Here is a 20,945-nt window from a genome sequence, read left to right as displayed (position 1 = left end):
GGGGCCGTCAACCGAAAACCCCACCGACCCGAGTGGAAAACCTCGATCAGTGCGCGTAGGTGGGCACGATCATTCCCCGACCCACGGCGTGGAAGGCGAGCATGAAGTTGACCACCGCCGGAGTCGCGCTCTCGTCGACTCCGAGGTTCTCGCTGTCCACCGCGGTGACCGCGAAGTAGTAGCGGTGCGGCCGGTCACCCTCCGGCGGGGCGGCCCCGCCGAAGGCGCGCTCGCCCATGTCGTTGCGCACGTGGAAGGAGCCCGCCGGGATCCCGTTGCCGCTGCGGTCGCCCGCGCTCGTGGCCAGTTCGGTGACGGAGGCGGGGACGTCGACGAGGACCCAGTGCCAGAACCCGCCCGGGATGGGGGCGTCCGGGTCGAAGCAGGTCACGACGAAGCTCTTCGTGCTCTCCGGGAAACCGTGCCAGGAAAGCTGTGGCGAGATGTTGCTCCCGCCCGCTCCCATGCCGTCGTAGGCCTGCGCCTTGGACATGGGCTGGCCGTCCGTCACGTCCGTGGAGCTGACCGTGAAGGAGGGTATCTCGGGAAGCAGGCTGTACGGATCGGGATCGATGGGACGCTCTAGGCTCATGGACCCTCCCTTTTCTCGTCGCTCGTGAGTTCGGTGCGCCGCGGCCGTCTCCAGCTCGGAGAGATCGGCCGGGTCCACTCTATTGACGTGTCCCGTGGGCCGTCCTTCGGGGATTCCCCGCCGGCACCGGGGTCATTCGCGAGTGCGCCGCGTCGTCTCCCGGGCGGTCGGCACGGGACCGCGATCGGCCATCAGCGTGGTGATCAGTGTGGCGAGATGGTCACGGCCAGCGCTCCGGGGCCCACATTGGCTCCGATGGCGGTGCTCACCCGGGTCCGGACGAACTCCTCCCCGCGGGGGATTTTCCGCTTCAGCGCGGTCATCAGCTCCTCCGCGTCGTTCGGGGCGGCGAAGTGCTCCACCGCCACGTCCACGGGGTCCTCGCCCGCCAGCTCGACCGCGCGGTCCACTGCCTTGCCCACCGCGCGCTCGGAGCCGAGCAGCTTGTCCATCGGTTCGACCTCGCCGTCCCGCACCGTCAGCAGTGGCTTGACCGCCATCTTGGAGCCGAAGTAGGCAGCGGTTTTCCCGATGTACCCCGCCCTGTGCAGGTACTCGAGGTCGTCGATGTAGATGATCACCTGGGTTCGCGCGGCACGTCGCTGTGCCGTGGCGCACACCTCGGCCGGGGAGCCGCCAGCCGCGGCCGTCCGGGCACCGGCCAGCGCCGCGAAGCCGAGGGCCATTCCGGAGGACTGACTGTCCACGATGTGCACCGGGGTCGGAACGTGGGTCGAGGCCTGGAGGGCCGCCTGGGTCGCAGGGGAGAGCCTGCTGGACACGTGAAGCGAGACGACGGCGGTCGCCGAGTCGTGCCATGCCTGCTGATAGGCCTGCAGCAGGGTGTCCGGGGCCGGTGCCTTGGCCTCGACCGGGACTCCGTTCCGCATGGCACGCAACAACCAGTCGGTGGACACGCGGGGTTCCCGGGTGAGCTCGTCGCCGACTCGCAGCTGCATGCTGGCCACCGAGATCCCCCAGTGCGCGGCCAGGTCCTGGGGGAGTGATGCCGTCGAGTCGGTCACGATCGCCACATGTTGCACGAGATCCAGATTAGCGCTTCGATGGTCCGATCGAGTGACACAGGGGTAAGGCTTCGGTAGTGGTCCGGTTGCGGCTCCGAGGCCTCGGTGCGGGGTCTTCGTGCTGGTGCAGCCCGGAATTCGCGTGCTGCCCCGTGAGGGCACGCTGCGCTGCCGAAGGAGATCCTTTATCACACGATCGAGTGGGAAGCGTCCACTTTCGGTTCGCTGGCGCGCTTGGTTCGCGTACGTCGTGGACACTGTCGACAACAGCCCGGTCACGGGGAGAGAGCGGTACTCGGCAACCCGGTGGACGAGCCTCCCGCGCGGAAGTTCCGCATCGTGGTTGGACGGCGGCAGGGAGCTGTGGAATGCGACAACGAGTGTGGCGCCATCGTTCCGCGACTTTGCTCATCGTCACCGCGTTGTGGGCGCTTCTCGTGCCCGCGGGCGCGGTCGCTTCCGAGCCCGGGGACACGGCTTCCGAGCCCGGGGACACGGCGAGGTCCTCGGCCGCAGCTCCCGTCGTGGGCGGAGAACCAGCCGACGTGGCCGATCACCCGTGGGTGGTTTACCTGGTGGACGCCGCGGGCAAGCAGTTCTGCGGGGGCGCCGTAGCCGCTCCCGACAAGGTGGTTACCGCGGGCCACTGCGTGGCCGATCAACAACCGGACCGGATCCGGGTGGTGGCGGGACGTACCGACAAGAACACCCAGGCGGGGACGGTGACCGGTGTCTCCGGCATCTGGGTGCACCCGGAGTACACGGATCCGTACCGCGGGGCCGACGTCGCGGTGCTGACCCTGCGGGACTCGCTCTCACGGGCGAGCCTGCCACTGGCCGGTGACGAGGACGGCGCGCTGTACGAGCCGGGCACGAAAGCCACCGTCCTCGGGTGGGGTGCCACCTCCGAGGGAGGAGGACCCTCGGACATCCTCCGGAAGGCGACGGTCCCGGTGGTCGCGGACTCCGAGTGCGGGCAGACCTACGGGAGCAACTTCGTGCCCGGGGCCATGGTCTGCGCCGGGTACGCCGAAGGGGGAGTGGACGGTTGCCAGGGCGACTCGGGAGGCCCGCTGGTGGCCGGGGGCAAGCTCATCGGCGTGGTCTCCTGGGGCATCGGGTGCGCGCGCCCCGGGAAGCCGGGTGTTTACACCGAAATGGCCAGCTACGCCGACCAGGTCCGCGCCCAGCTCTCCTGAGCGGTTCCCCCGGGCAGGCTGGTGCTTCGGCGGAAGTGGTGCGGCGTTCCGGCGCCGCCGCAGCCGGAAGGCCCCGTAGTCCCGCTGCTCGACAGGACGTCTTCGCGGGGGCGTGTGACCTCGCGTGGTTCACCCGGCCACCAGCCCCGCGGAGATCCCGAGGAAGGCGATCGCGCTCACCAGGTCCAGCGAGTTGCGGAAACTGGGCCTGCGCAGTCTCTCCGCTGCCCGGGAGGCGGTGAGCACGATCGTGAACTCCCAGACGGCGGCCAGCAGCAGGAACACGACCCCGAGCGCCGCCAGCTGGATCGCCGGGTTGCTGGCCGAACCGACGAACTGGGGGAGGAAGGCCAGGCTGAACAGCAACATCTTCGGATTGGTGATGTTGCTCAGCAGGCCACGCAGGTAGGGGTTCGCCTCGGGGCGCACCTCCGCCTCCGGTGTGGAGGCCGCCGTGGCCTCCTTGCGGGTCAGCCACAGCCCGCGGAGGATGCTGATCGCCAGGTACACCAGGTACGCGGCACCGACCCACTTCATCACGGACAGAACCTCCGGCCTGCTTGTGATCAGCGCGCCGAGTCCGGAGATCACCGCGCTCACCTGTATCAGGCTCGCCGTGTGAATGCCCGCCAGCGCGTGGATTCCGGGACGCGTGCCGAATCGCACCGAGGTACGCAGCAGCAGGAAGGTGTCCACCCCCGGTGTGAGTATGACCACCGCGCTGGCCAGCATGAAGGCCGGGAGGGTGCCGACATCCAACAGCATGGCGTTCCTTTCGTTCACGGCGTGACGCGATCCGAGTACCGGTTCCGGGAGCGGAAGTTCACCCGTGCGCGGGCGCCTTGCTCACGCGATCGGGTGATCTTCTGCTCGGCAGGGTCGGGGTTCGTACCGCAGCAGCATGCTTACTGGAAAAGAAAAGCTCTTTTGGTCGCGAATGAGCGGGAACTTTTCCGACCGGAAACCATGATAACGAAAAAAATTACTGCCCAGCAGTGAGCTGTCCCTCATGTGAGCAGCACGACAAGACGGATACAGTCCGCCGTTGGTACGACACGTTCGGAGTGGGGTGACAGTGGTTGCGCTTTGGCCGCGAACGGTGCCGTGCGGTGTCGAAGGCAACGTTGTTCCGCGTTCTCGCGCTCGCAGCCGTCCTCCTGGTGAGCGGAGCGCAGCACGCGGCCGTGGCTGCCGCCTCGGGAACGGAGCACGCAGGAACCCGGGCGCGGGTGGTCGGAGGGCAGGCCACTCGGGTCGGTGAGGCACCGTGGGTGGCCGCGCTCACCGACCGCTCGGGAGGTCAGTTCTGCGGCGGCACGCTCGTGGCGGCCGACAAGGTCGTAACCGCTGCGCACTGCACGATGACTCCCGGAGGCGAATCTCCCCGGTCGGTTCGGGACCTGAGCGTGGTGCTCGGCAGGAAGGACCTGCGCACCGGGGCGGGGCAGTCGGTCGAGGTCGAACGCGTCTGGCGGCACCCCAGGTACGAGCACTTCACGAGCGGATTCGACGTGGCCGTGCTGACGCTGAGCCGGAAGGTGGCCACCCGACCGGTGGAAATGGTCGGGGCGGCCGAGGAGACGCCGTACGCCCCCGGGACCACCGGCTCAGTCTACGGCTGGGGGCGCACCGGGGAGTCGGAGCCGGCCTCGCCGGTGCTGCGCTCGGTGCGCGTGCCCGTCATGGCGAACTCCCGGTGCGCGCGGGCCTACGAGTCCTTCGACTCCGGCGGGATGTTCTGCGCCGGGTATTCGGAAGGTGGCAAGGACGCCTGCGCGGGCGATTCCGGTGGTCCCTTCATCGTGCGAGGCAGGCTGGTCGGGGTGGTCTCCTACGGGAACGGTTGCGCGCGCTCGGGGTTCCCCGGCGTCTACACCAGACTCGCGCGGTACGCGGACGAGATCGCCGGAGTGTGAACGCGCGACCGCCCGAAGTCGTCGAGGAGGAGCGCGACCATCGGTTCGAGTGCTCGTTTCGAAGTCGCGCCCGCGCCGAACGGAGAACCTCGATCAACCGGCCTGGATCTGCCCGCGCAACCGGTCGCGCTCGGACTCGGGCAGGAACGCGGCCTCGACCGAGTTGAGCGCGAACTCCCGGAGGTCCCGGGCGCCGAAACCGAGCTCGCGCTCGATCGCCGCGAAGTTGTCCCCGACGTGGCCGCCGAAGTAGCTCGGGTCGTCCGAATTGATCGTGGTGCGGACCCCGGCATCCACCAGACGGGGCAGACAGTGCTCGGGGAGGGTGTTCACGCAGCGCAGACGCACGTTCGACAGCGGGCACACCGTCAGGGGGACGCGGTCCCGGGCGATCCGCCGGACGAGCTCCTCGTCGTCGACCGACCTGATCCCGTGGTCGATGCGCTCCACGCCGAGCACGTCCAGCGCCTGCCAGACGTATTCAGCCGGGCCTTCCTCGCCCGCGTGCGCGACCAGGTGCAGTCCCGCCTCGCGGGCCCGGGCGAACACGTTCGCGAAGTCGGCGGGGGGATATCCCAGCTCGGCCGAGTCGAGCCCGACGCCGATGATGCGATGCGAGTGCTCGAGCAGTTCGTCGAGCATGCGCTCAGCCTCCGCTGGACCGCGGTCCCGGAGGAAGCAGGCGATCAGTCCGGTGCTGACGCCGAAACGCTCCCGACTGCTCGACAGCGAGGCCTCCAAACCGTCGAGCGCGGTTTCCAGCGACACGCCCCGCGTCGTGTGCGCCTGCGGATCGAAGAAGATCTCGGCGTGGCGGACCCCCTGGTGCGCCGCCCTGTCGAGGTAGTCGTCGGCCAGCGCGGTGAAGTCCTCGGCGCGCCGCAGCACGTTCATGCCCGTGTAGTAGAGATCCAGGAACGACTGCAGGTTGCTGAAGTCGTAGCGTCCTCGGAGGTCTTCGACATCGGTGTAGGGCAGGGTGATGCCGTTTCGCCGCGCCCGGTCGAAGGTCAGTTCCGGTTCGAGAGCTCCCTCGATGTGCACGTGCAGCTCGGCCTTGGGCAGCGTCGAGGTCGTCGGTGTTTCGGGAGCCACCTGGTCTCCTTCCTGTGGCGGACCGGCCGAGTGGACAACCCTACAGTCGATCAGCCGCGGGCGTACCGGCAGTGAGTCGAACGGCACTCCGAGCGGTCAGGGCCCCGGCGCGGACCGGAGCGGCGGCGCATCGGAGTTCGGCGCAGGAGGTGTGATAGGCAGGTAAGGGTGAATCTGCAGCCTCTCGCCACCGCAGTGCACCGCGCCTACACGGCCGATCTGGCCCCCGAGGACTTCTACCGCATGCTGCGGCTGCGGGTGGACGTGTTCGTCGTGGAACAGCAGTGCCCCTATCCCGAGCTGGACGGGCGCGATCTCGAGACAGCGACCAGGCACTTCTGGATCGACGCCGGGGGGACCCAGGTGCTCGGGTACCTGCGTCTGCTCGAGGAACCGGGTGGGAGTTACCGGATCGGACGCGTGTGCACGGCCGAGAGCGCTCGCGGCATGGGGCTCGGCAAGAAGCTCATGCACGCGGCGGTCGCCGAGGTGCGCAAGTCGTCCACCGTGCTCTCGGCGCAGGCCCAGACCGTCGACTTCTACCGCTCGTTCGGCTTCCTCGAGCACGGTGAGCACTACGAGGAGGACGGCATCCCGCACGTCGACATGCACCGGGATCCGGAGAGAGTGACCGGGCTAACGAGATAGCTCACGACGCTTGGTCGCCGAGCGCGCTTCTGCGACCATGCACGTTGATCCAAGCGAGCAACGGTCAGGAAGCCGGTGTGAATCCGGCACGGCCGGCGCCACTGTGACCGGGTAGCGGTTCTCCCGCACGAGTGCCACCGGGGTTGCCCAGGGAAGGCCGGAGGAGCGCGTCGATCCGGGAGTCAGGACACTGCCGTTGCCTCGTTCCGCAACCAGGGGCGTCCGAGACCCTAGGAAGGAATACCGGCGATGACCGCTGCCACGTCGACCTCGTCGACCGTGCGTTATCCGTTCTCCGCTGTTGTCGGGCACGACGATCTGCGCTTGGGGCTGCTGCTCAACGCGGTGTACCCCCGCATCGGCGGTGTGCTGGTGCGCGGGGAGAAGGGCACTGCCAAGTCCACCATCGTCCGCGCGCTCGCCTCGCTGCTGCCCGCCGTCGACGTGGTGGAGAACTGCCGGTTCGGCTGCGACCCTTCCGCCCCGGACCCGCGCTGTCCCGACGGTCCCCACGACGGCGACGTCGGACGAACGCGGCGTGCCGCCCAGCTGGTGGAACTTCCCGTGGGCGCCTCCGAGGACCGGCTGGTCGGGTCGTTGGACGTGGAACGCGCGTTGACCGAGGGCGTGCGCGCCTACCAGCCCGGTCTGCTGGCAGCGGCGCACCGCGGAGTCCTCTACGTCGACGAAGTGAACCTGCTGCACGACCACCTGGTCGACCTGTTGCTCGACGCCGCGGCCATGGGGCGGGCCCACGTCGAGCGCGAAGGGGTCTCCCTGTCGCACGCGGCGTCCTTCCTGCTGGTCGGCACCATGAACCCGGAGGAGGGCGAGCTGCGTCCCCAGCTGCTGGACCGCTTCGGCCTGACGGTCCAGGTGTCGGCCTCTCGCGAGGTGGAGACGCGGACCGAAGTCGTGCGTCGACGGTTGCGGTTCGACGCCGATCCTGCAGGCTTCTCCGCGGAGTGGGCCGAGTCCGACGCCGAACTGGCCCGGCGGATCGCGGACGCCCGTGCCCGCGTGGACTCCGTCGAGCTGCCTTCTTCCGAGGTCAGGCGAATCGCTTCCGTGTGCGCTTCGTTCGAGGTGGACGGGATGCGCGCCGATCTGGTGCTGGCTCGCGCCGCCGTGGCGCACGCGGCCTGGCGCGGTGTGGACGCGGTCGCCGCGGCCGATGTGGAGGCGGCGGCGCGGCTGGCTCTGCCGCACAGGCGCAGGCGGGACCCGTTCGACGAGCCGGGCATGGACGAGCAGCAGCTCCAGCAGGCCCTGGAGGACGCCGCGGCGGAGGTCGAGGCTGAGGAGACGGCCGAGGGCGAGACCGCCGAGGGCGAGACCACCGGGGGAACGGCGGAGGCGAGCGCGGACGGCACGGCGGATCCGGGAGGTTCGACCGATGAGTCCGGTTCGGACGGTTCCGGCGGGAACGAGGACCCCGGGGACGGGCCGGAGGACGACGGTCCCGGTGGGGGCGTCGGCGGTTCCCCGGACGGGAACGGTCCCGACGAGGGCCCGGGCGGAGGCGCGGGCGGAAACGCTCCCTCGGAAGGCCCCTCCGGTGAGAGCGGAACCGGCAACGGCTCCGGAAGCGCTCCCGAGGAGCGCACTTCCGGGGCCACGGAGCCGGACTTCCGGGCCCGCATGCTGGAGATCCCCGGTCTGGGGGAGGGGGCTCCGGGACGGCGGTCCAGGTCGCGCTCCCGTGCCGGGCAGGTGGTGCGCTCCTCCGCGGTGGAGGGGCACGGGGTTCACCTGCAGGCCACTCTGGCCGCGGCAGCCCCTCATCAGTGCGCCCGCGGCAGGAGCGGCCCCGGACTGCGGTTGCGTCCGGAGGACCTGCGGCACGGTGTCCGCGAGGGCCGCGAGGGCAATCTCGTGCTGTTCGCGGTGGACGCCTCGGGGTCGATGGCGGCCCGGGAACGGATGTCGGCGGTCAGCGGTGCGGTGCTCGCGCTGCTGCGGGACGCCTACCAGCGTAGGGACAAGGTTGGGGTCGTGACCTTTCGCGGGACCTCCGGCGAGATCGCGCTGCCCCCGACCTCTTCGGTGGACACCGCCGCCGCGCGCATGCGCAAGCTGCCCACGGGCGGAAAGACCCCCCTCGCGGACGGTCTGCTGACCGCGCGCAGGGTGATTCGCACCGAGCGGATGCGCGATCCGCAGCGACGTCCCCTGCTCGTGGTGCTCACCGACGGCAAGGCCACCGTGGGGGTGGATTCGGGAGGCGAGAAGGCCAACCGCGGCCGCAAGGCGGTCGACGACGCGCTGCGTTCGGCCGGGATGCTGGCCGAGCTCGGTGTCGCTTCGGTGGTCGTGGACTGCGAGAGCGGGCCGATCCGACTCGGTCTCGCCGACAGGCTCGCTCGGGGGCTGGGCGCGCCCAACCTGCAGTTGTCCGAGCTCTCGGCCGACAACGTGGCCGGTGTCGTCCGGGCAGCACGAACCGCGGGCCCGGTGCCCGCGTGATCCTCGGCCGACGCGCGGGCGTCGGTCGGCGAGGAGTCGACTCGTCCACTGGTATGGTCGGCAGTGTCCATCTGGCCCCCAGAGATGGACTACGGCGCCCTCGCGCTCCCGGCTACCCCAGCCCGGTTGAGTGCGAGGGCGCTCTTCGTCCGCGTGCTCGTCCAGCTCCGCCCGTTCGCGGAACGGGCCCGTGATCCTCCGGCCGGACCCGGTGAACCGGTCCGCGTCAACGAAGTCGAAGACGAGCGTCGATTTTTTGGAGACTCGACAATGCCACAGGGAAAACCGAGCAGTGTGCCCGACGACGGGCTGACCACGCGGCAACGGCGCAACAGGCCGCTGCTGGCCGTGCACACCGGCTCCATGAAGGGCAAGTCCACCTCGGCCTTCGGAATGGCCCTGCGCGGTTGGAACCAGGGTTGGTCCATCGGCGTGTTCCAGTTCGTCAAGTCCGCGAAGTGGCGGGTGGGGGAGGAATCCGCTTTCCGCGCCCTGGGCAGGCTGCACGAGGAGACCGGCGAGGGCGGTCCCGTCGAGTGGCACAAGATGGGCGAGGGCTGGTCGTGGACGCGTAAGAAGAGCACCGAGCAGGACCACGCGGCCGCGGCGCTGGAGGGCTGGCAGGAGATCGCGCGGCGGATCGGGCAGCAGCAGCACGATCTGTACGTGCTCGACGAGTTCAGCTATCCGCTGCACTGGGGCTGGGTCGACGTGGAGGAGGTCGTGCGGACCCTGCGGGATCGTCCGGGCTTCCAGCACGTGGTCATCACCGGTCGTTACGCGCCGCAGCAACTCGTCGACGCGGCCGACCTGGCGATGGAGACCGGCAAGCTCAAGCACCCGATGGACTCCGGGCAGAAGGGTCAGAAAGGCATCGAGTGGTGAGCGCTTCGGTCTCGACCACGGGTTCGGAGTCGGAATCGCCCCGCCTCGTCGTGGCGGCTCCCGGATCGGGCCACGGCAAGACGACCGTGGCCACCGGACTGCTGGCGGCGCTGCGCGAGCGGGGGACGGAGGTGGCGGGGTTCAAGGTCGGCCCCGACTACATCGATCCCGGCTATCACACGATCGCTTCGGGCGCTCCCGGACGCAACCTCGACCCGGTGCTGGTCGGTGAGCGGTCGATGGCACCGCTGTTCGCGCACGGTTCGCGCACCGCCGAGCTGTCGGTGATCGAAGGCGTCATGGGGCTCTTCGACGGCAGGCTTGGTTCTGCCGACGAGGTCCCGGCCTTCGGGTCGACGGCGCACGTCGCCTCCCTGCTGGACGCGCCGGTCGTGCTCGTGGTCGACGCCAAGGGGCAGAGCCACAGCACGGCGGCGTTGCTGCACGGGTTCCGCTCCTTCCACCCGCAGCTGCAGCTGGCCGGGGTGATCTTCAACAGGGTCGGCTCGCAGCGGCACGAGCAGGTGCTGCGCGAGGCCGCCCGAGCGGTCGGCATCCGGGTGCTGGGCGTGCTGGGGAAAGACGAGGACGTCCAGGTGCCCTCCCGCCACCTCGGTCTGGTCACCGCCGCCGAGCACGGTCCTGCGGCGGTGCGAGCGGTCGAGTCCATGGCCGAGGTCGTTGCCGCCGGGGTCGATCTGGACGCGGTGGCGGCGCTTGCCGGAACGGCGCCCGCGTTGTCGGCGAAGCCCTGGTCCCCGGACGAGGCGATCGGCGACGCCGGGGGTGCCCGCGGTGCGGGGGCGCGGATCGCCGTGGCGGGCGGAGCCGCGTTCACCTTCGGCTACACCGAGCACGTGGAGCTGCTGCGCGCGGCGGGCGCGGAGGTGCTGCCCTTCGACCCGTTGAGCGCGGAGAGCTTGCCCGAGGGGACGACGGGGCTGGTACTGCCCGGCGGGTTTCCCGAGCAGCACGTCGCCGAGCTGTCCGCCAACGTCGCGCTGCGCGAGCACGTGGCCGAGCTCGTGGCCGCGGGGATGCCCGTGCACGCGGAGTGCGCGGGGCTGCTGTACCTGGCGCGCAGCTTGGACGGGTACCCGTTGTGCGGGGTGATCGACGTCTCCGCGGAGATGTCGCCGAACCTGACCCTGGGGTATCGCGCGGCCGTCGCCGCTACCGATTCCGTGCTGTTCCGGGAGGGGCAGCGCGTGACGGGGCACGAGTTCCACAGGACCGCGCTGCGGGAACCGGACGTCTCCGCCCCGGCCTGGTACTGGCGTGCGGACGGGGTGGTGGCCGAAGGATTCGTCAGCGGTGGGGTTCACGCCTCCTACCTGCACACTCATCCGGTGGGGCAACCCGACGCGGTGTCCCGCTTCGTGCGGGCCTGCGCGACGTAGCGAGCGCTCCGCGCTCGACGGAGCGGCGAACGCTGAGGGGGCGTGCTCTCCCGGCCACCCGGCGCGTCCACCGAACGGCGGATCGTGACGGTACGGTCGAGTGGTCGTCCACTCCGGACACGTCACGGGAACGGGTGAGGCGGAGATGCCGCACGCCGACCGGGGTGTTCCAGGGGACGACCCGTGGCACCGGTTCCAGTGGTATTAGTTGCACCGCGAGGTGGGGAGAGGAGAGCGATCGCATGACTCAGGGGACACGTACCGGGGTGGTCTCGTTCATCGGGGCCGGGCCCGGTGCGGCCGACCTGATGACGCTGCGTGGTGCGCGGCGAATCGCCGAGGCGGACATCGTGCTCTGGACTCCGAGCCTGATCTCTCCTGAGTGCGTGCGTGAGCACGTCCGCGGGGACGCGGAGTTGATCGACACCACCGGGTCGAGCTCCCAGGAAGTGCTGGAGGTGTGTCGCAGGGCCGAGCGGGAGCGGCTCAGAGTGGCCCGCGTGTACACGGGCGACGCCGTGCTGTGGAGCGCGGTGCAGCAGCAGTACGACGCCTGCTCCCGCATGGAGCTCGCGGTCGAGGTTGTTCCCGGGGTGTCCGGGCATTCGGCCGCGGCCGCTTCCGTGGGCAGGGAGCTCACCGGTTCGGCGGAGGAGTGCTCCGTTTGGCTGGGGAAACCGGACGGGAACTGGAATTCCATGCCCGGGACGGGCGAGGTGCGCGAATTCGCCGCGCACGGCGCGACGATGGCGCTGTCCGTTTCCGCGTCCCGTGCCGGGCAGCTCGTGGAGCGGCTGCGCGCGGGAGGTTACGAGGACGACGTCCCGGTCGTGGTCGCCTACAAGGTCACCTGTCCCGACGAGCTGGTGCTGCGGACGACCCTCGGTGAGGTGGCCGACCTCGTGAAGCGGCACCGCCTCTGGCGGCACACCCTGTTCCTCGTCGGGCACGCCTTGCAGCCGACCAGCACGCGCTCCCGCTCGTACGGTTCCGCGGGCTCCAGGTGGGGCCCCGGGACGGGAACGGGGGCCTCCGCTTCCACGACCTCCCGCAGGGACGGGGACGGACGCCGTTTCCCGCGCGGTGAGCAGGGCAGGACCGATTCCTCCGCGGAGTCCCGCCGGCGCTCCGGGGCCGGGTCCGGCGAGGACGCCCTGCTGTCCCGGGCGCGTGGTGACGAGCAGCGCAGCGGTTCCCGCGCCGAGGCCGAGGTGGCCTGGTGGGCGGTGCGTGATTGGCAGCGGAACGCACGGGACGGCATCGTCAGGGCCGACGTTCGGGGCAGTCACGGCCGACGGACGGAGCCCGACACCCAGGCCCCCGACCTGTTCACCACCTCGCAGGATCCGGAAGTGCTCGAGGGGTTCCGAACTGCGCGTGCGGGCCCGGACGCTCCCGCCGCGGCGCCGGGGGAGACCTCGGGGGACACCCCGGATCGGACGTCGCCCGCGCAGGTGAGTCCAGTGGACGAGGCAGCTTCCGGGCAGCAGAATGCGGCGGAGGAGGTGTCGGCCGAAGCCGTCGCGGAGCAGGATGTCGTTGAGCAGGACCGTGCCGAGGTCAGCGCCGGGACCGAACCGGCCGCGACCGAGGTTCCGACTGCGGAGTCCGCCGCCGGGTCGACGGATCCGTCCTATGCGGACAGCACCGCGGTGGACTCCGGCGGCACTGGTTCCGAGGCCGCTGGTTTCGGGACCGCTGATTCCGAGACCACTGATTCCGATGGCCAGGCCCCGCCCCACCGGAGCTCGGGGAAGCGGAACTCGGGCGGTTCACGAGCCAAACAGCAGTCCTCCACCAAGCAGCAGAGCTCGAAAGCGGGGAGCAGGACCGGAGCTGCCAGGTCCTCCGGCAAGTCCGCCGGGACGAAGACGGCTGGCCGGACCAAAAACCAGCGCAAGACGAGCACCTCCGACTCGGAGGAGAGCTCCTCCCGGAGTGGACAGTCGTCCCAGCGCCCCGCATCCGGAAGTTCCGAGTAGCGGGAGCTGACTCCTCGACCGGCACGACGACGTCGGCGACTCCCGGGCCGCAGCTCGGTGCCGTGATCGTGCCGACGAGGTGATTCCGTGCTGTGCTGTTGCGCACCACGTGCGTCTCCTGTCCGGAGACCGGAGTGGTGAACTTCCGCGGGCCCGCCTGCCGCGAGTCCGCGGAAAGCGGAGGTTCTGTTTTCGGTAACGACGAGCGTTCGGACGGAGAGTGCGACGTGACGGTCACGGTGATCGGAGTCGACGACGGCCCGCTGCCTGAGGGCGCGGCAGAGCTGCTGAACTCCGCGGAACTGGTCGTGGGATCCCGCGGGCAGTTGCGCGCTCTCGCTCCGGAAGGAGCGCGAACCGTCGAGCTCGGGTCCTTCGGACCCGCGTTGAGCGCGCTGTCCGCGCTCGCCGGTGACGAGACGGGGGTGGTGCTGGCTTCCGGCGATCCGGGATTTTTCGGAGCGGTCCGGGCGCTGCGGGACAAGGGGCTGCGATGCGCCGTGCTGCCCGCGCTGTCCAGCGTTCAGCGGCTCATGGCGCGGGTGGGGCGTTCCTGGGACGACGCCGCGGTGATCAGCGCACGCGTGGGGGGTGTGCGCCGTGCGCTCAACGTGTGCCGGGCCCGTTCCGCCGTCGTGGTGCTGACGACCTCCGGCGCGGGCCCGGCCCAGCTGGGGGCGGGGCTGCGCGGCTGGCGGCGCACTCTCGTCGTCGGGGAGGACCTCGGCGGAAAACACGAACGAGTGACGACGGTGGAGCCCGCCGAGGCGGCGGAGCGGACCTGGTTGGAACCCAACGTCGTGTTCTGCGTGACCGACCCCGACGCCGTCCCCGAGCGGGGTTGGCACGGTGGCGGTGAACCCGTTCCTCCCGAGGGGTGGGCTCTGCCGGAGGAGGACTTCTCCCACCGGGAGGGCACCATCACCGGCTCCGAGGTGCGTGCGGTCGCCCTGGCCGGACTGGCGCCGCGGCCGGGCTGCCTGGTCTGGGACGTGGGGGCCGGATCGGGCTCCGTGGCAGTGGAGTGCGCCCGGATGGGGGCTGCCGGCATCGCGGTCGAATCGGACGAGGCCCAGGTCGTTCGACTGGTCTCCAACGCCACCGCGCACGGCGTGGACGTGCGCGTGGTGGAGGGCGCGGCTCCCGGCGTGCTGCGCGAGCTGCCCAAACCGGACTCCGTCTTCGTCGGCACTCCCGACTCGGAGGTGCTCACCGCCTGCGCCCACGTGGGGGCGGAGCGGGTGGTGCTCGCCCTGAACGAGCTCGACCGGGTGGCGGCGAGCAGGGACGTGCTGCGCAAGGCCGGTTACCGGGTGGAGGGTGTGCAGCTCGCGGCCAATCGGTTGTCCGAGCTCGAGGACGGCTCGGCGCGGTTGACCGCCCGCGACCCCGTGGTCCTGCTGCGCGGCTTCCGAAGCGCGGACGATCAGGGGTGAGCGAGCACCGCGCGGGCCCCGGAACGCGAACCGGGCTCCTGAGCGGGGAGGGTGGCCTCGCGGGGCCACGTGCGCTGGCGGAGTCGCTCGACGCGGAGGTCGAGGGTGATCTGGACGGGTGCCTCGCGGCTTTCGCGCGTGGTGTTCCGGTAGCGGTGCACAACCCGGGCGGGTACGTGGTGGACCGCTTCGTCCGCGCGGGGACCGCGGAGCGGGTGGAGGGCGCATCGTGGAACGTGGTGATCTCCGACCTCACCGGGGACGCCGACCTCACCGGGGACGCCGGTCTCCCGGGGGACGTCGGCCTCACCGGGGGCACCGGAGACGAGCGGACGGTCCGGCTCGTTCCTCGTGGGCTCGTGCTCGGGATCGGTGCATCCAGCGGTGTCGCCGCCGGGACGGCATCGGCCGCTCTGGCCGGTTTGGACGAGTTGCTCGGGCCGCGTCCCCGAGCGGTTCGTGCGGTGGCCACGGTGGACCGCAGGGCGCGGGAGCCCGGTCTGCGCGCGGCGCTGCGGGAGTACTTCCTGGCTCGCGGCGTCGACGGCGAGCCGCCGTTGCGGGGGTACGCGCCCGAAGTGCTTTCCGCTGTCCCCGTGGTGAGCCCGAGCGCTTCCGCGCGGAGCGCGCTCGGAACCGCCGGCGTCGCGGAGGCGGCCGCGCTGCGAGCCGCCTCCGAGGTCGGCGATGGCGGTCCCCGCTTGGTGCTGCCCAAGGCGGTGGTCTCCGGGGTGACCTTGGCCGTCGCGCGAACTCCCGCTCCCGCCTCCTGCTGAGAGGTGCACCAGTCCCGCGGCTGACCTGCTGCTGTCCCCGATCGCGCGTGCCGGGGCCCTGCCACCTCTCGTCTTCCTGTGACATTCTCAACACTTTTGCGCACGGGGTTCGTGAAATCCTTATTTCGCCTTACGGAAACCCTTTTGTGCAGCAGGATTCCCGTCAAGTGGGTGCAGCCCGCTGTGCTGGGCAGGTGTGCCTAGGGTGGAAGTCATGGCACTGGTTGAACGCTCCCTACTGGGCCCGGGCCCGTCGAACACGTACCCGGAGGCCACCGCGGGGTTGGCCGCCCCACTGCTCGGTCACCTGGACCCCGATTTCCTGACGCTGCTGGACGAGACCGGGGACCGACTGCGGACCGTCTGGGGAACGGAGAACTCGCGGACGCTGCCCCTGTCCGGAACCGGCTCCATCGGCATGGAGGCGGCTTTCGTCAACTTCGTGCGTCCCGGTGACGTCGTGGTCGTAGCGGTGAACGGTCTGTTCGGCGAGCGCATGTGCGACGTCGCGTCCCGTTACGGCGCCGAAGTCGTCCGGGTCGACCACGAGTGGGGCGAGCCCGTGGACATCCAGCGGGTGCTCGACGCGCACCCCGACCCCGCGCTGGTCGCGGCCGTGCACGCCGAGACCTCCACCGGGGTGCGCAGCGACATCGCGGGTCTCGGCGCTGCCCTGCGCGAACGTGGCGAGCGCACCCTGCTGCTCGTCGACTGCGTCACCTCGATCGGGGGTGAGCAGGTCGAGCTGGACTCCTGGAACGTCGACGTCGCCTACGCGGGCACTCAGAAATGCCTCGGAGTGCCGCCGGGACTGGCCCCGTTCACGGTTTCCGAGCGCGCCTGGGAGCGCAGGGTGGAGAAGCCGACCACCTGGTACCTGGACCTGGGGCTGATCGGCAACTACGTGAACGGCGGGAGCTCGGGCGGTCGCGCGTACCACCACACGGCTCCCACCGCTATGGTGGCCTCCCTGCACGCGGCTCTCGGCCGGATCCTGCAGGAGGGCATGCCGGTGGTGACCGAAAGGCACCGGGCCGCAGGCGAAGCCCTCCAGGCGGGGCTGCAGGAGATGGGGCTGAACCTGTTCGCCGCGGAGGGCAGCAGGCTGCACCAGCTCACGAGCGTGTGGGTCCCCGAGGGCGTGGACTCGGCCGGTGTGCGCAAGCAGCTGCTGAACGACTACGGCATCGAGATCGGTGGCGGTGCGGGGCAGTTCGCCAACAGCGTGTGGCGGATAGGCCTCATGGGCAACAACGCCCGCCTCGACCGCGTCGAGATGCTGCTGGGCGCGCTGCGCAAGGTGCTCGGCCGGTGAAGCTCGGGTGATCCGGCGGGCCGTGTGCTCGGCCGGAAAAGCGGTGCGAGCACACGGCCCGGACGGGTACGCTCCTCTTCAGGCGGTCGCCGGCGTCGAGCAGCCGGACACGGCAATCGCTCGACACTGCACCGTTCACGTAGGAGCAGCCGGTCAGATGCAGCAACCTTCCTGGACGGTCAGGCGGGCGACGGTCGACGACGTCCCCGCGATCGCGCGCATCAACGTCGCGAGCTGGCGCAGTGCCTATCGGAATCTCGTCCCCGAGGAAGCGCTCACCGAGCTCGACTCCGACGAGATCGCCCGGTCCTATCGCGAGCTGCTCGCTAGTCCGGTACCCGAAAGGGCGATCCTGCTCGCCCGTCGCGCCGACACGATCGCCGCGTTCAGCGGTGTCTCCCCGGTACGCGTCCCGCAGCGCGACGCCTACCCCGAACACCGGACCGGCGAGCTCGTCAGTCTGTACGCCGACCCGCAGTGGCTGGGGCGCGGAGCGGGACGTGCCGTGCACGACGCCGCCCTGGGGCATCTCGCGGACCACGGCTTCACCCGTGCCGTGCTCTGGATCCTCGAGGGAAACGATCACGCGGCGGACTTCTACCAGCGTCACGGTTGGACTCCGGACGTCGTCGAGCGTCACGTCGAACTCGCGGGACGGCTGATCCCGCTGCGGCGCTGGTCGCATCCGCTCTCCTGAAGGAGGACGCCGGGCAGGGGCCGAGGAACGTGCCTCGGAGCCGTGCGGAAGTGCTCACACGAAGAGCGGATTCTCCGCCGTCGCCTCGACGCAGCCACCGGGAGCATCTTCATCACGTTAGGAGCCGGACTGGCCCTCAACGATGACCAGCACCGTCCGCGGGCGCCCCATTCGGCACCCGGGCGGGTGTCATCGGGACGGCTGGAAGAGTCGGAAATCGGGTGAGGTGGAGTACTAGGATCGTCACAGTGGTGCGTCCCGCGACAACGTCCGACCTCCCAGCACTGCAAGCCGTCGAACGAGCTGCCGGTGAGCCCTTCCGTGAATTGGGCATGGACGCCGTCGCAGATGACGACCCGCCCTCCCTTCCGGAACTGCGAGGGTTCGCCGAAGCCGGACACGCGTGGGTCATCGACCGGCACGAGCAGGTCGCCGCCTACCTGCTCGCGCGGGTTCTTGACGGCTGCGCCCACATTGAGCAGGTCTCGGTCCACCCTCACCACGCCCACCAGCGGCTCGGCGTCGCCCTGGTGGAGCACCTAGCAGACTGGGCACGCCGCCGTGGATTGCCCGCACTCACCCTGACGACGTTCCGCCACGTCGATTGGAACGGACCGTACTACCTCCGGTGCGGATTCCGGTGGCTGTCCGAATCCGAGATCACTCCGGGGCTGCGAGAGCTCCGCGCCCGCGAAGCGGCCCACGGCCTCGACAGGTGGGACCGCGGATGCATGCGGCGCGATCTCACCTGACCGGGAGCCGGCCGCGACCCCGTCGCACGGCGCGATCACGGTGCGCCGAGAATCACGCCGAACCCTGCGTCGATGCCGCGCCCCCGGTGAGGAAGTTCACCATGATTGACCTCCTGCCCCTGTTCGGGTGAGGATGCTCCGCGCCGCACGGCGAGGAACTCGGTGCGACTCCGAGACGGTCCCGCCACTGTGACCGGGAAGCGGCTCCCATCAGGCCACGGCTCAGTCGAGCTGGAAGGCGGGAGTGACGCGTCGATCCGGAAGTCAGGAAACTCCCTGCGGCCCGCGCGCCGAACCGCGACGCGCGGAACCGATCCCTCGGGCGAGGAGACCCAGGAGGTCCGCACGCATGACTTCTGCCGAACAGCCCGTCGCACGAGAACCCGGCCGCCGGGCCGTCGGCCAGCGGGGCAGGGTGACGCTGGTCTTCCTGGCGCTGGCCCTGCTGCACCTGCTGGGCTGGGGCGGCTACCTGCTCTACCAGAGCTCGCCCGGTGCGGCGGGCGGTCTGGCCGCCGCCGGAACGGCGGCCTACGTGCTCGGACTGCGCCACGGCTTCGACGCCGATCACGTCGCCGTGATCGACGACGCGACCCGCCTGCTCATGCAACGCGGTAAACGCCCCGTGTCCACGGGAATGTGGTTCGCCCTGGGGCACTCCAGCGTGGTGCTGCTGCTCGCCGTGGTCGTCGCCTTCGTCGCCGGTGTCACGGCGAAGGGCTGGGCCGAGAGCTTCGGGGCGCACACCGCGCTGTTGGTGGACGCCTTCGTGGTGATCGTGCTGGGCACGCTCGCGGTGCTCAACGCGCTGGTGCTCAAGGACGCGGTGCGGTTGCTGCGCAGGGCGCGCACCTCGGAGGTCGACGACTCCGAGGTCGAGGAGGTCCTCGGCAGGCGTGGCCTGCTGGCCCGGGTGCTGCGCGGCAGGATGCGCGCGTTCATCGGGAGCTCGTGGCACCTCTTCGTGATCGGCCTGCTGTTCGGACTCGGGATGCAGACGGCCACCGAGATCACCGTGCTCGCCCTCGTGACGCCAGCGGAGGTGCCGACCCTGCCCCTGCTGAGCCTGCCGCTGCTGTTCGCCGCGGGAATGTGCACAGTGGACAGCGTGGACGGGATGCTGATGTCGCGTGCCTACACCTGGTCGCTGGCGCGGCCGGTGCGCAGGCTCTGGGTGAACGTCGCCACGACGGCGCTGACCGTGGGGCTGGCGGCGGTGATCGGAGTCGTCGTGCTCGCCGGTGTGCTGGCCGAGCTCGGAGTGTCACCGGCCGGAGCAGTGGCGGGTATCGGTGATCACTTCGAGCTTCTCGGGTATCTGACGCTGGCGGCTTTCATGGCAACATGGGGAGGCGCCGCGCTCTGGTGGAGGCTCTTCGGGACCAGGACCCCGCGCTCCGCGCGCGCCCGTGCGCGTTGACCGAACGCGAACAGCGACAGCTTTGTACCGCGACCCCGCCGACGTCGCCGGGGGTGCAGATCGACAGGAACGACTACCCAGATGAGCTCGCACAGTCAACATCACTACTTCGCCGGACTCGACCTGCAGGACAAGCGGGTGGTGGTCGTCGGGGCCGGAACCGTGGCGCAACGCCGCATCCCCCGGTTGCTCAAGGCGGGGGCGCGGATCGAGGTCGTGTCCCCCGAGGCCACGCCGGCGGTCGAGGGCATGGCCGAATCGGGAGAGCTGGTGTGGCATCGCCGTCCCTACGACAGCGGTGACCTGGACGGTGCCTGGTACGCGGTGGCCTGCACCTCGGACAGCGAGGTCAACGCGAGGGTGGTCGCCGAGGCGGAGCAGGACCGCGTGTTCTGCGTGCGCGCCGACGACGCGGCGCGGGGAACGGCCGTGACCCCGGCGGTGGCCGAGCACAACGGGCTGCTGCTCGGAGTGCTCGGCGGGGGAGACCACCGAAGGTCCGCGGTGGTCAAGGAAGCACTGTCCGAGGCGCTGCGCACCGGCGTGATCGACGAGCACGTGGAACCGCACGAACCGGGCGTGGCCCTGGTCGGCGGTGGTCCGGGGGATCCTGACCTGATCACGGTCCGCGGGCGTCAGCTGCTCGGGCGGGCCGATGTGGTCATCACCGACAGGCTCGCCCCGCGGGAGCTGCTCGAGGAGCTCGGGCAGCACGTGGAGGTGATCGACGCATCCAAGATCCCCTACGGACGTGCGGCGAACCAGTCCGTGATCAACGAGATGCTGATCGACCGGGCCAGGGCGGGCAAGTTCGTGGTGCGCCTCAAGGGCGGTGACCCGTACGTCTACGGGCGCGGTTTCGAGGAACTGCTCGCCTGCGTGGAGGCCGGAGTCGCGGTGACGGCCGTGCCGGGGATAACCAGCGCCTTCGCGGCTCCCGCCATCGGAGACGTCCCCGTGACGCACCGGGGGGTGGCGCACGAGGTGGTCGTGGTCTCCGGGCACGTGGGACCGCACGACGAGCAGTCGCTCGTCGACTGGCCCGCGCTGGCCCGGTTGAACGGGACCCTCGTGCTGATGATGGCCGTCAAGCGGATCCGCGAGTTCGCCGACGTGCTGCTCGAGCACGGCAGGGAACCGAGCACACCGGTCGCGGTGGTGCAGGAGGGCACCATGCAGGGGCAGCGGACGCTGCGCAGCACGCTGGACGGAATAGCCGACGCCGTGGAAGGGGCGGGGATCGAACCGCCCGCCGTGGTGGTCATCGGTGCGGTCGCGGGGCTGGCCCCCGAACGCCCCGCCTGACCCCCGCGGGTTCGCGTTCGGTCTCGAACGCCTCCC

Annotated in this window: 18 protein-coding genes and 2 riboswitches; of the genes, 14 read left to right on the top strand and 4 right to left on the bottom strand. The window is 70.5% G+C overall.

What is annotated here, in order from left to right:
* Positions 1-46 precede the first annotated feature (46 nt).
* Positions 47-592, bottom strand: coding sequence for a YbhB/YbcL family Raf kinase inhibitor-like protein (locus G9Q41_RS09060; RefSeq protein ID WP_092522411.1), 546 nt, complete (start codon positions 590-592; stop codon positions 47-49).
* Between the two features lie 203 nt (positions 593-795).
* The gene (locus tag G9Q41_RS09055; protein WP_165632365.1) at positions 796-1,635 is read right to left on the bottom strand and encodes a DegV family protein; all 840 of its coding nucleotides are present in this window, start codon (positions 1,633-1,635) and stop codon (positions 796-798) included.
* Positions 1,636-1,985: 350 nt separating this feature from the next.
* Here G9Q41_RS09055 and G9Q41_RS09050 point away from each other — a divergent pair, with 350 nt between their 5' ends.
* Positions 1,986-2,816 (top strand): serine protease, encoded by an 831-nt coding sequence (locus tag G9Q41_RS09050; RefSeq protein WP_165632364.1) that lies wholly within the window; start codon positions 1,986-1,988, stop codon positions 2,814-2,816.
* Between the two features lie 129 nt (positions 2,817-2,945).
* On the opposite strand, the gene G9Q41_RS09045 is transcribed toward G9Q41_RS09050, so the two are convergent.
* Positions 2,946-3,581, bottom strand: coding sequence for a LysE family translocator (locus tag G9Q41_RS09045; protein WP_165632363.1), 636 nt, complete (start codon positions 3,579-3,581; stop codon positions 2,946-2,948).
* A gap of 344 nt (positions 3,582-3,925) precedes the next feature.
* Here G9Q41_RS09045 and G9Q41_RS09040 point away from each other — a divergent pair, with 344 nt between their 5' ends.
* Complete coding sequence (locus G9Q41_RS09040) at positions 3,926-4,732, top strand: serine protease (RefSeq protein WP_092522403.1); 807 nt, start codon at positions 3,926-3,928, stop codon at positions 4,730-4,732.
* 93 nt (positions 4,733-4,825) lie between these two features.
* Here the strand turns inward: G9Q41_RS09040 and G9Q41_RS09035 are convergent, their stop codons facing one another.
* A complete protein-coding gene (locus G9Q41_RS09035) occupies positions 4,826-5,827 on the bottom strand; it encodes an adenosine deaminase (RefSeq protein WP_347567496.1) in 1,002 nt (333 codons plus the stop codon).
* 168 nt (positions 5,828-5,995) lie between these two features.
* Here G9Q41_RS09035 and G9Q41_RS09030 point away from each other — a divergent pair, with 168 nt between their 5' ends.
* From G9Q41_RS09030 to cobA, 12 genes are all read left to right on the top strand, one after another.
* Complete coding sequence (locus tag G9Q41_RS09030; protein WP_092522401.1) at positions 5,996-6,475, top strand: GNAT family N-acetyltransferase; 480 nt, start codon at positions 5,996-5,998, stop codon at positions 6,473-6,475.
* Positions 6,476-6,519: 44 nt separating this feature from the next.
* A riboswitch (cobalamin riboswitch) is annotated at positions 6,520-6,688 on the top strand.
* 36 nt (positions 6,689-6,724) lie between these two features.
* Entirely contained in the window at positions 6,725-8,941 is a 2,217-nt protein-coding gene (locus G9Q41_RS09025; RefSeq protein ID WP_165632362.1) for a VWA domain-containing protein, read from the top strand.
* A gap of 270 nt (positions 8,942-9,211) precedes the next feature.
* Positions 9,212-9,826 carry a cob(I)yrinic acid a,c-diamide adenosyltransferase gene (gene cobO / locus G9Q41_RS09020; RefSeq protein ID WP_165632361.1) on the top strand — a complete coding sequence of 205 codons (615 nt, stop codon included), beginning with the start codon at positions 9,212-9,214 and terminating at the stop codon, positions 9,824-9,826.
* A complete protein-coding gene (locus G9Q41_RS09015; RefSeq protein WP_092522395.1) occupies positions 9,820-11,226 on the top strand; it encodes a cobyrinate a,c-diamide synthase in 1,407 nt (468 codons plus the stop codon). The genes cobO and G9Q41_RS09015 overlap by 7 nt, the downstream gene beginning before the upstream one ends.
* Positions 11,227-11,468: 242 nt before the next feature.
* A complete protein-coding gene (locus G9Q41_RS09010; RefSeq protein ID WP_165632360.1) occupies positions 11,469-13,208 on the top strand; it encodes a cobalt-precorrin-4/precorrin-4 C(11)-methyltransferase in 1,740 nt (579 codons plus the stop codon).
* A gap of 227 nt (positions 13,209-13,435) precedes the next feature.
* A complete protein-coding gene (cbiE, locus tag G9Q41_RS09005; RefSeq protein WP_092522914.1) occupies positions 13,436-14,644 on the top strand; it encodes a precorrin-6y C5,15-methyltransferase (decarboxylating) subunit CbiE in 1,209 nt (402 codons plus the stop codon).
* A complete protein-coding gene (locus tag G9Q41_RS22305; protein ID WP_207630758.1) occupies positions 14,641-15,420 on the top strand; it encodes a cobalamin biosynthesis protein in 780 nt (259 codons plus the stop codon). Before cbiE ends, G9Q41_RS22305 begins: the two co-directional genes overlap by 4 nt.
* A 214-nt stretch (positions 15,421-15,634) precedes the next feature.
* Complete coding sequence (locus tag G9Q41_RS08995; RefSeq protein WP_165632359.1) at positions 15,635-16,735, top strand: alanine--glyoxylate aminotransferase family protein; 1,101 nt, start codon at positions 15,635-15,637, stop codon at positions 16,733-16,735.
* Positions 16,736-16,892: 157 nt separating this feature from the next.
* Complete coding sequence (locus G9Q41_RS08990; protein ID WP_165632358.1) at positions 16,893-17,432, top strand: GNAT family N-acetyltransferase; 540 nt, start codon at positions 16,893-16,895, stop codon at positions 17,430-17,432.
* Positions 17,433-17,764: 332 nt separating this feature from the next.
* Positions 17,765-18,184, top strand: coding sequence for a GNAT family N-acetyltransferase (locus G9Q41_RS08985; RefSeq protein WP_242687248.1), 420 nt, complete (start codon positions 17,765-17,767; stop codon positions 18,182-18,184).
* A gap of 152 nt (positions 18,185-18,336) precedes the next feature.
* Positions 18,337-18,459: riboswitch (cobalamin riboswitch) on the top strand.
* Between the two features lie 74 nt (positions 18,460-18,533).
* The gene (locus G9Q41_RS08980) at positions 18,534-19,604 is read left to right on the top strand and encodes a nickel transporter (protein ID WP_165632356.1); all 1,071 of its coding nucleotides are present in this window, start codon (positions 18,534-18,536) and stop codon (positions 19,602-19,604) included.
* Between the two features lie 81 nt (positions 19,605-19,685).
* Positions 19,686-20,909 (top strand): uroporphyrinogen-III C-methyltransferase, encoded by a 1,224-nt coding sequence (gene cobA / locus G9Q41_RS08975; RefSeq protein WP_092522385.1) that lies wholly within the window; start codon positions 19,686-19,688, stop codon positions 20,907-20,909.
* Positions 20,910-20,945 lie beyond the last annotated feature (36 nt).

Origin of the sequence: Actinopolyspora sp. BKK2, from assembly GCF_011291845.1 — a bacterium.
Taxonomy (GTDB): domain Bacteria; phylum Actinomycetota; class Actinomycetes; order Mycobacteriales; family Pseudonocardiaceae; genus Actinopolyspora; species Actinopolyspora saharensis.
This window is presented reverse-complemented; position numbering and strand designations above follow the sequence as displayed.

Bases quoted from the DNA above. Each gene is read 5' to 3' on its own strand.
- G9Q41_RS09060 (WP_092522411.1), bottom strand. From the start codon at position 592: ATGAGCCTAGAGCGTCCCATCGATCCCGATCCGTACAGCCTGCTTCCC.
- G9Q41_RS09050 (WP_165632364.1), top strand. From the start codon at position 1,986: ATGCGACAACGAGTGTGGCGCCATCGTTCCGCGACTTTGCTCATCGTC.
- G9Q41_RS09045 (WP_165632363.1), bottom strand. From the start codon at position 3,581: ATGCTGTTGGATGTCGGCACCCTCCCGGCCTTCATGCTGGCCAGCGCG.
- G9Q41_RS09025 (WP_165632362.1), top strand. From the start codon at position 6,725: ATGACCGCTGCCACGTCGACCTCGTCGACCGTGCGTTATCCGTTCTCC.
- cobO (WP_165632361.1), top strand. From the start codon at position 9,212: ATGCCACAGGGAAAACCGAGCAGTGTGCCCGACGACGGGCTGACCACG.
- G9Q41_RS09010 (WP_165632360.1), top strand. From the start codon at position 11,469: ATGACTCAGGGGACACGTACCGGGGTGGTCTCGTTCATCGGGGCCGGG.
- G9Q41_RS08995 (WP_165632359.1), top strand. From the start codon at position 15,635: ATGGCACTGGTTGAACGCTCCCTACTGGGCCCGGGCCCGTCGAACACG.
- G9Q41_RS08990 (WP_165632358.1), top strand. From the start codon at position 16,893: ATGCAGCAACCTTCCTGGACGGTCAGGCGGGCGACGGTCGACGACGTC.
- G9Q41_RS08985 (WP_242687248.1), top strand. From the start codon at position 17,765: ATGGACGCCGTCGCAGATGACGACCCGCCCTCCCTTCCGGAACTGCGA.
- G9Q41_RS08980 (WP_165632356.1), top strand. From the start codon at position 18,534: ATGACTTCTGCCGAACAGCCCGTCGCACGAGAACCCGGCCGCCGGGCC.
- cobA (WP_092522385.1), top strand. From the start codon at position 19,686: ATGAGCTCGCACAGTCAACATCACTACTTCGCCGGACTCGACCTGCAG.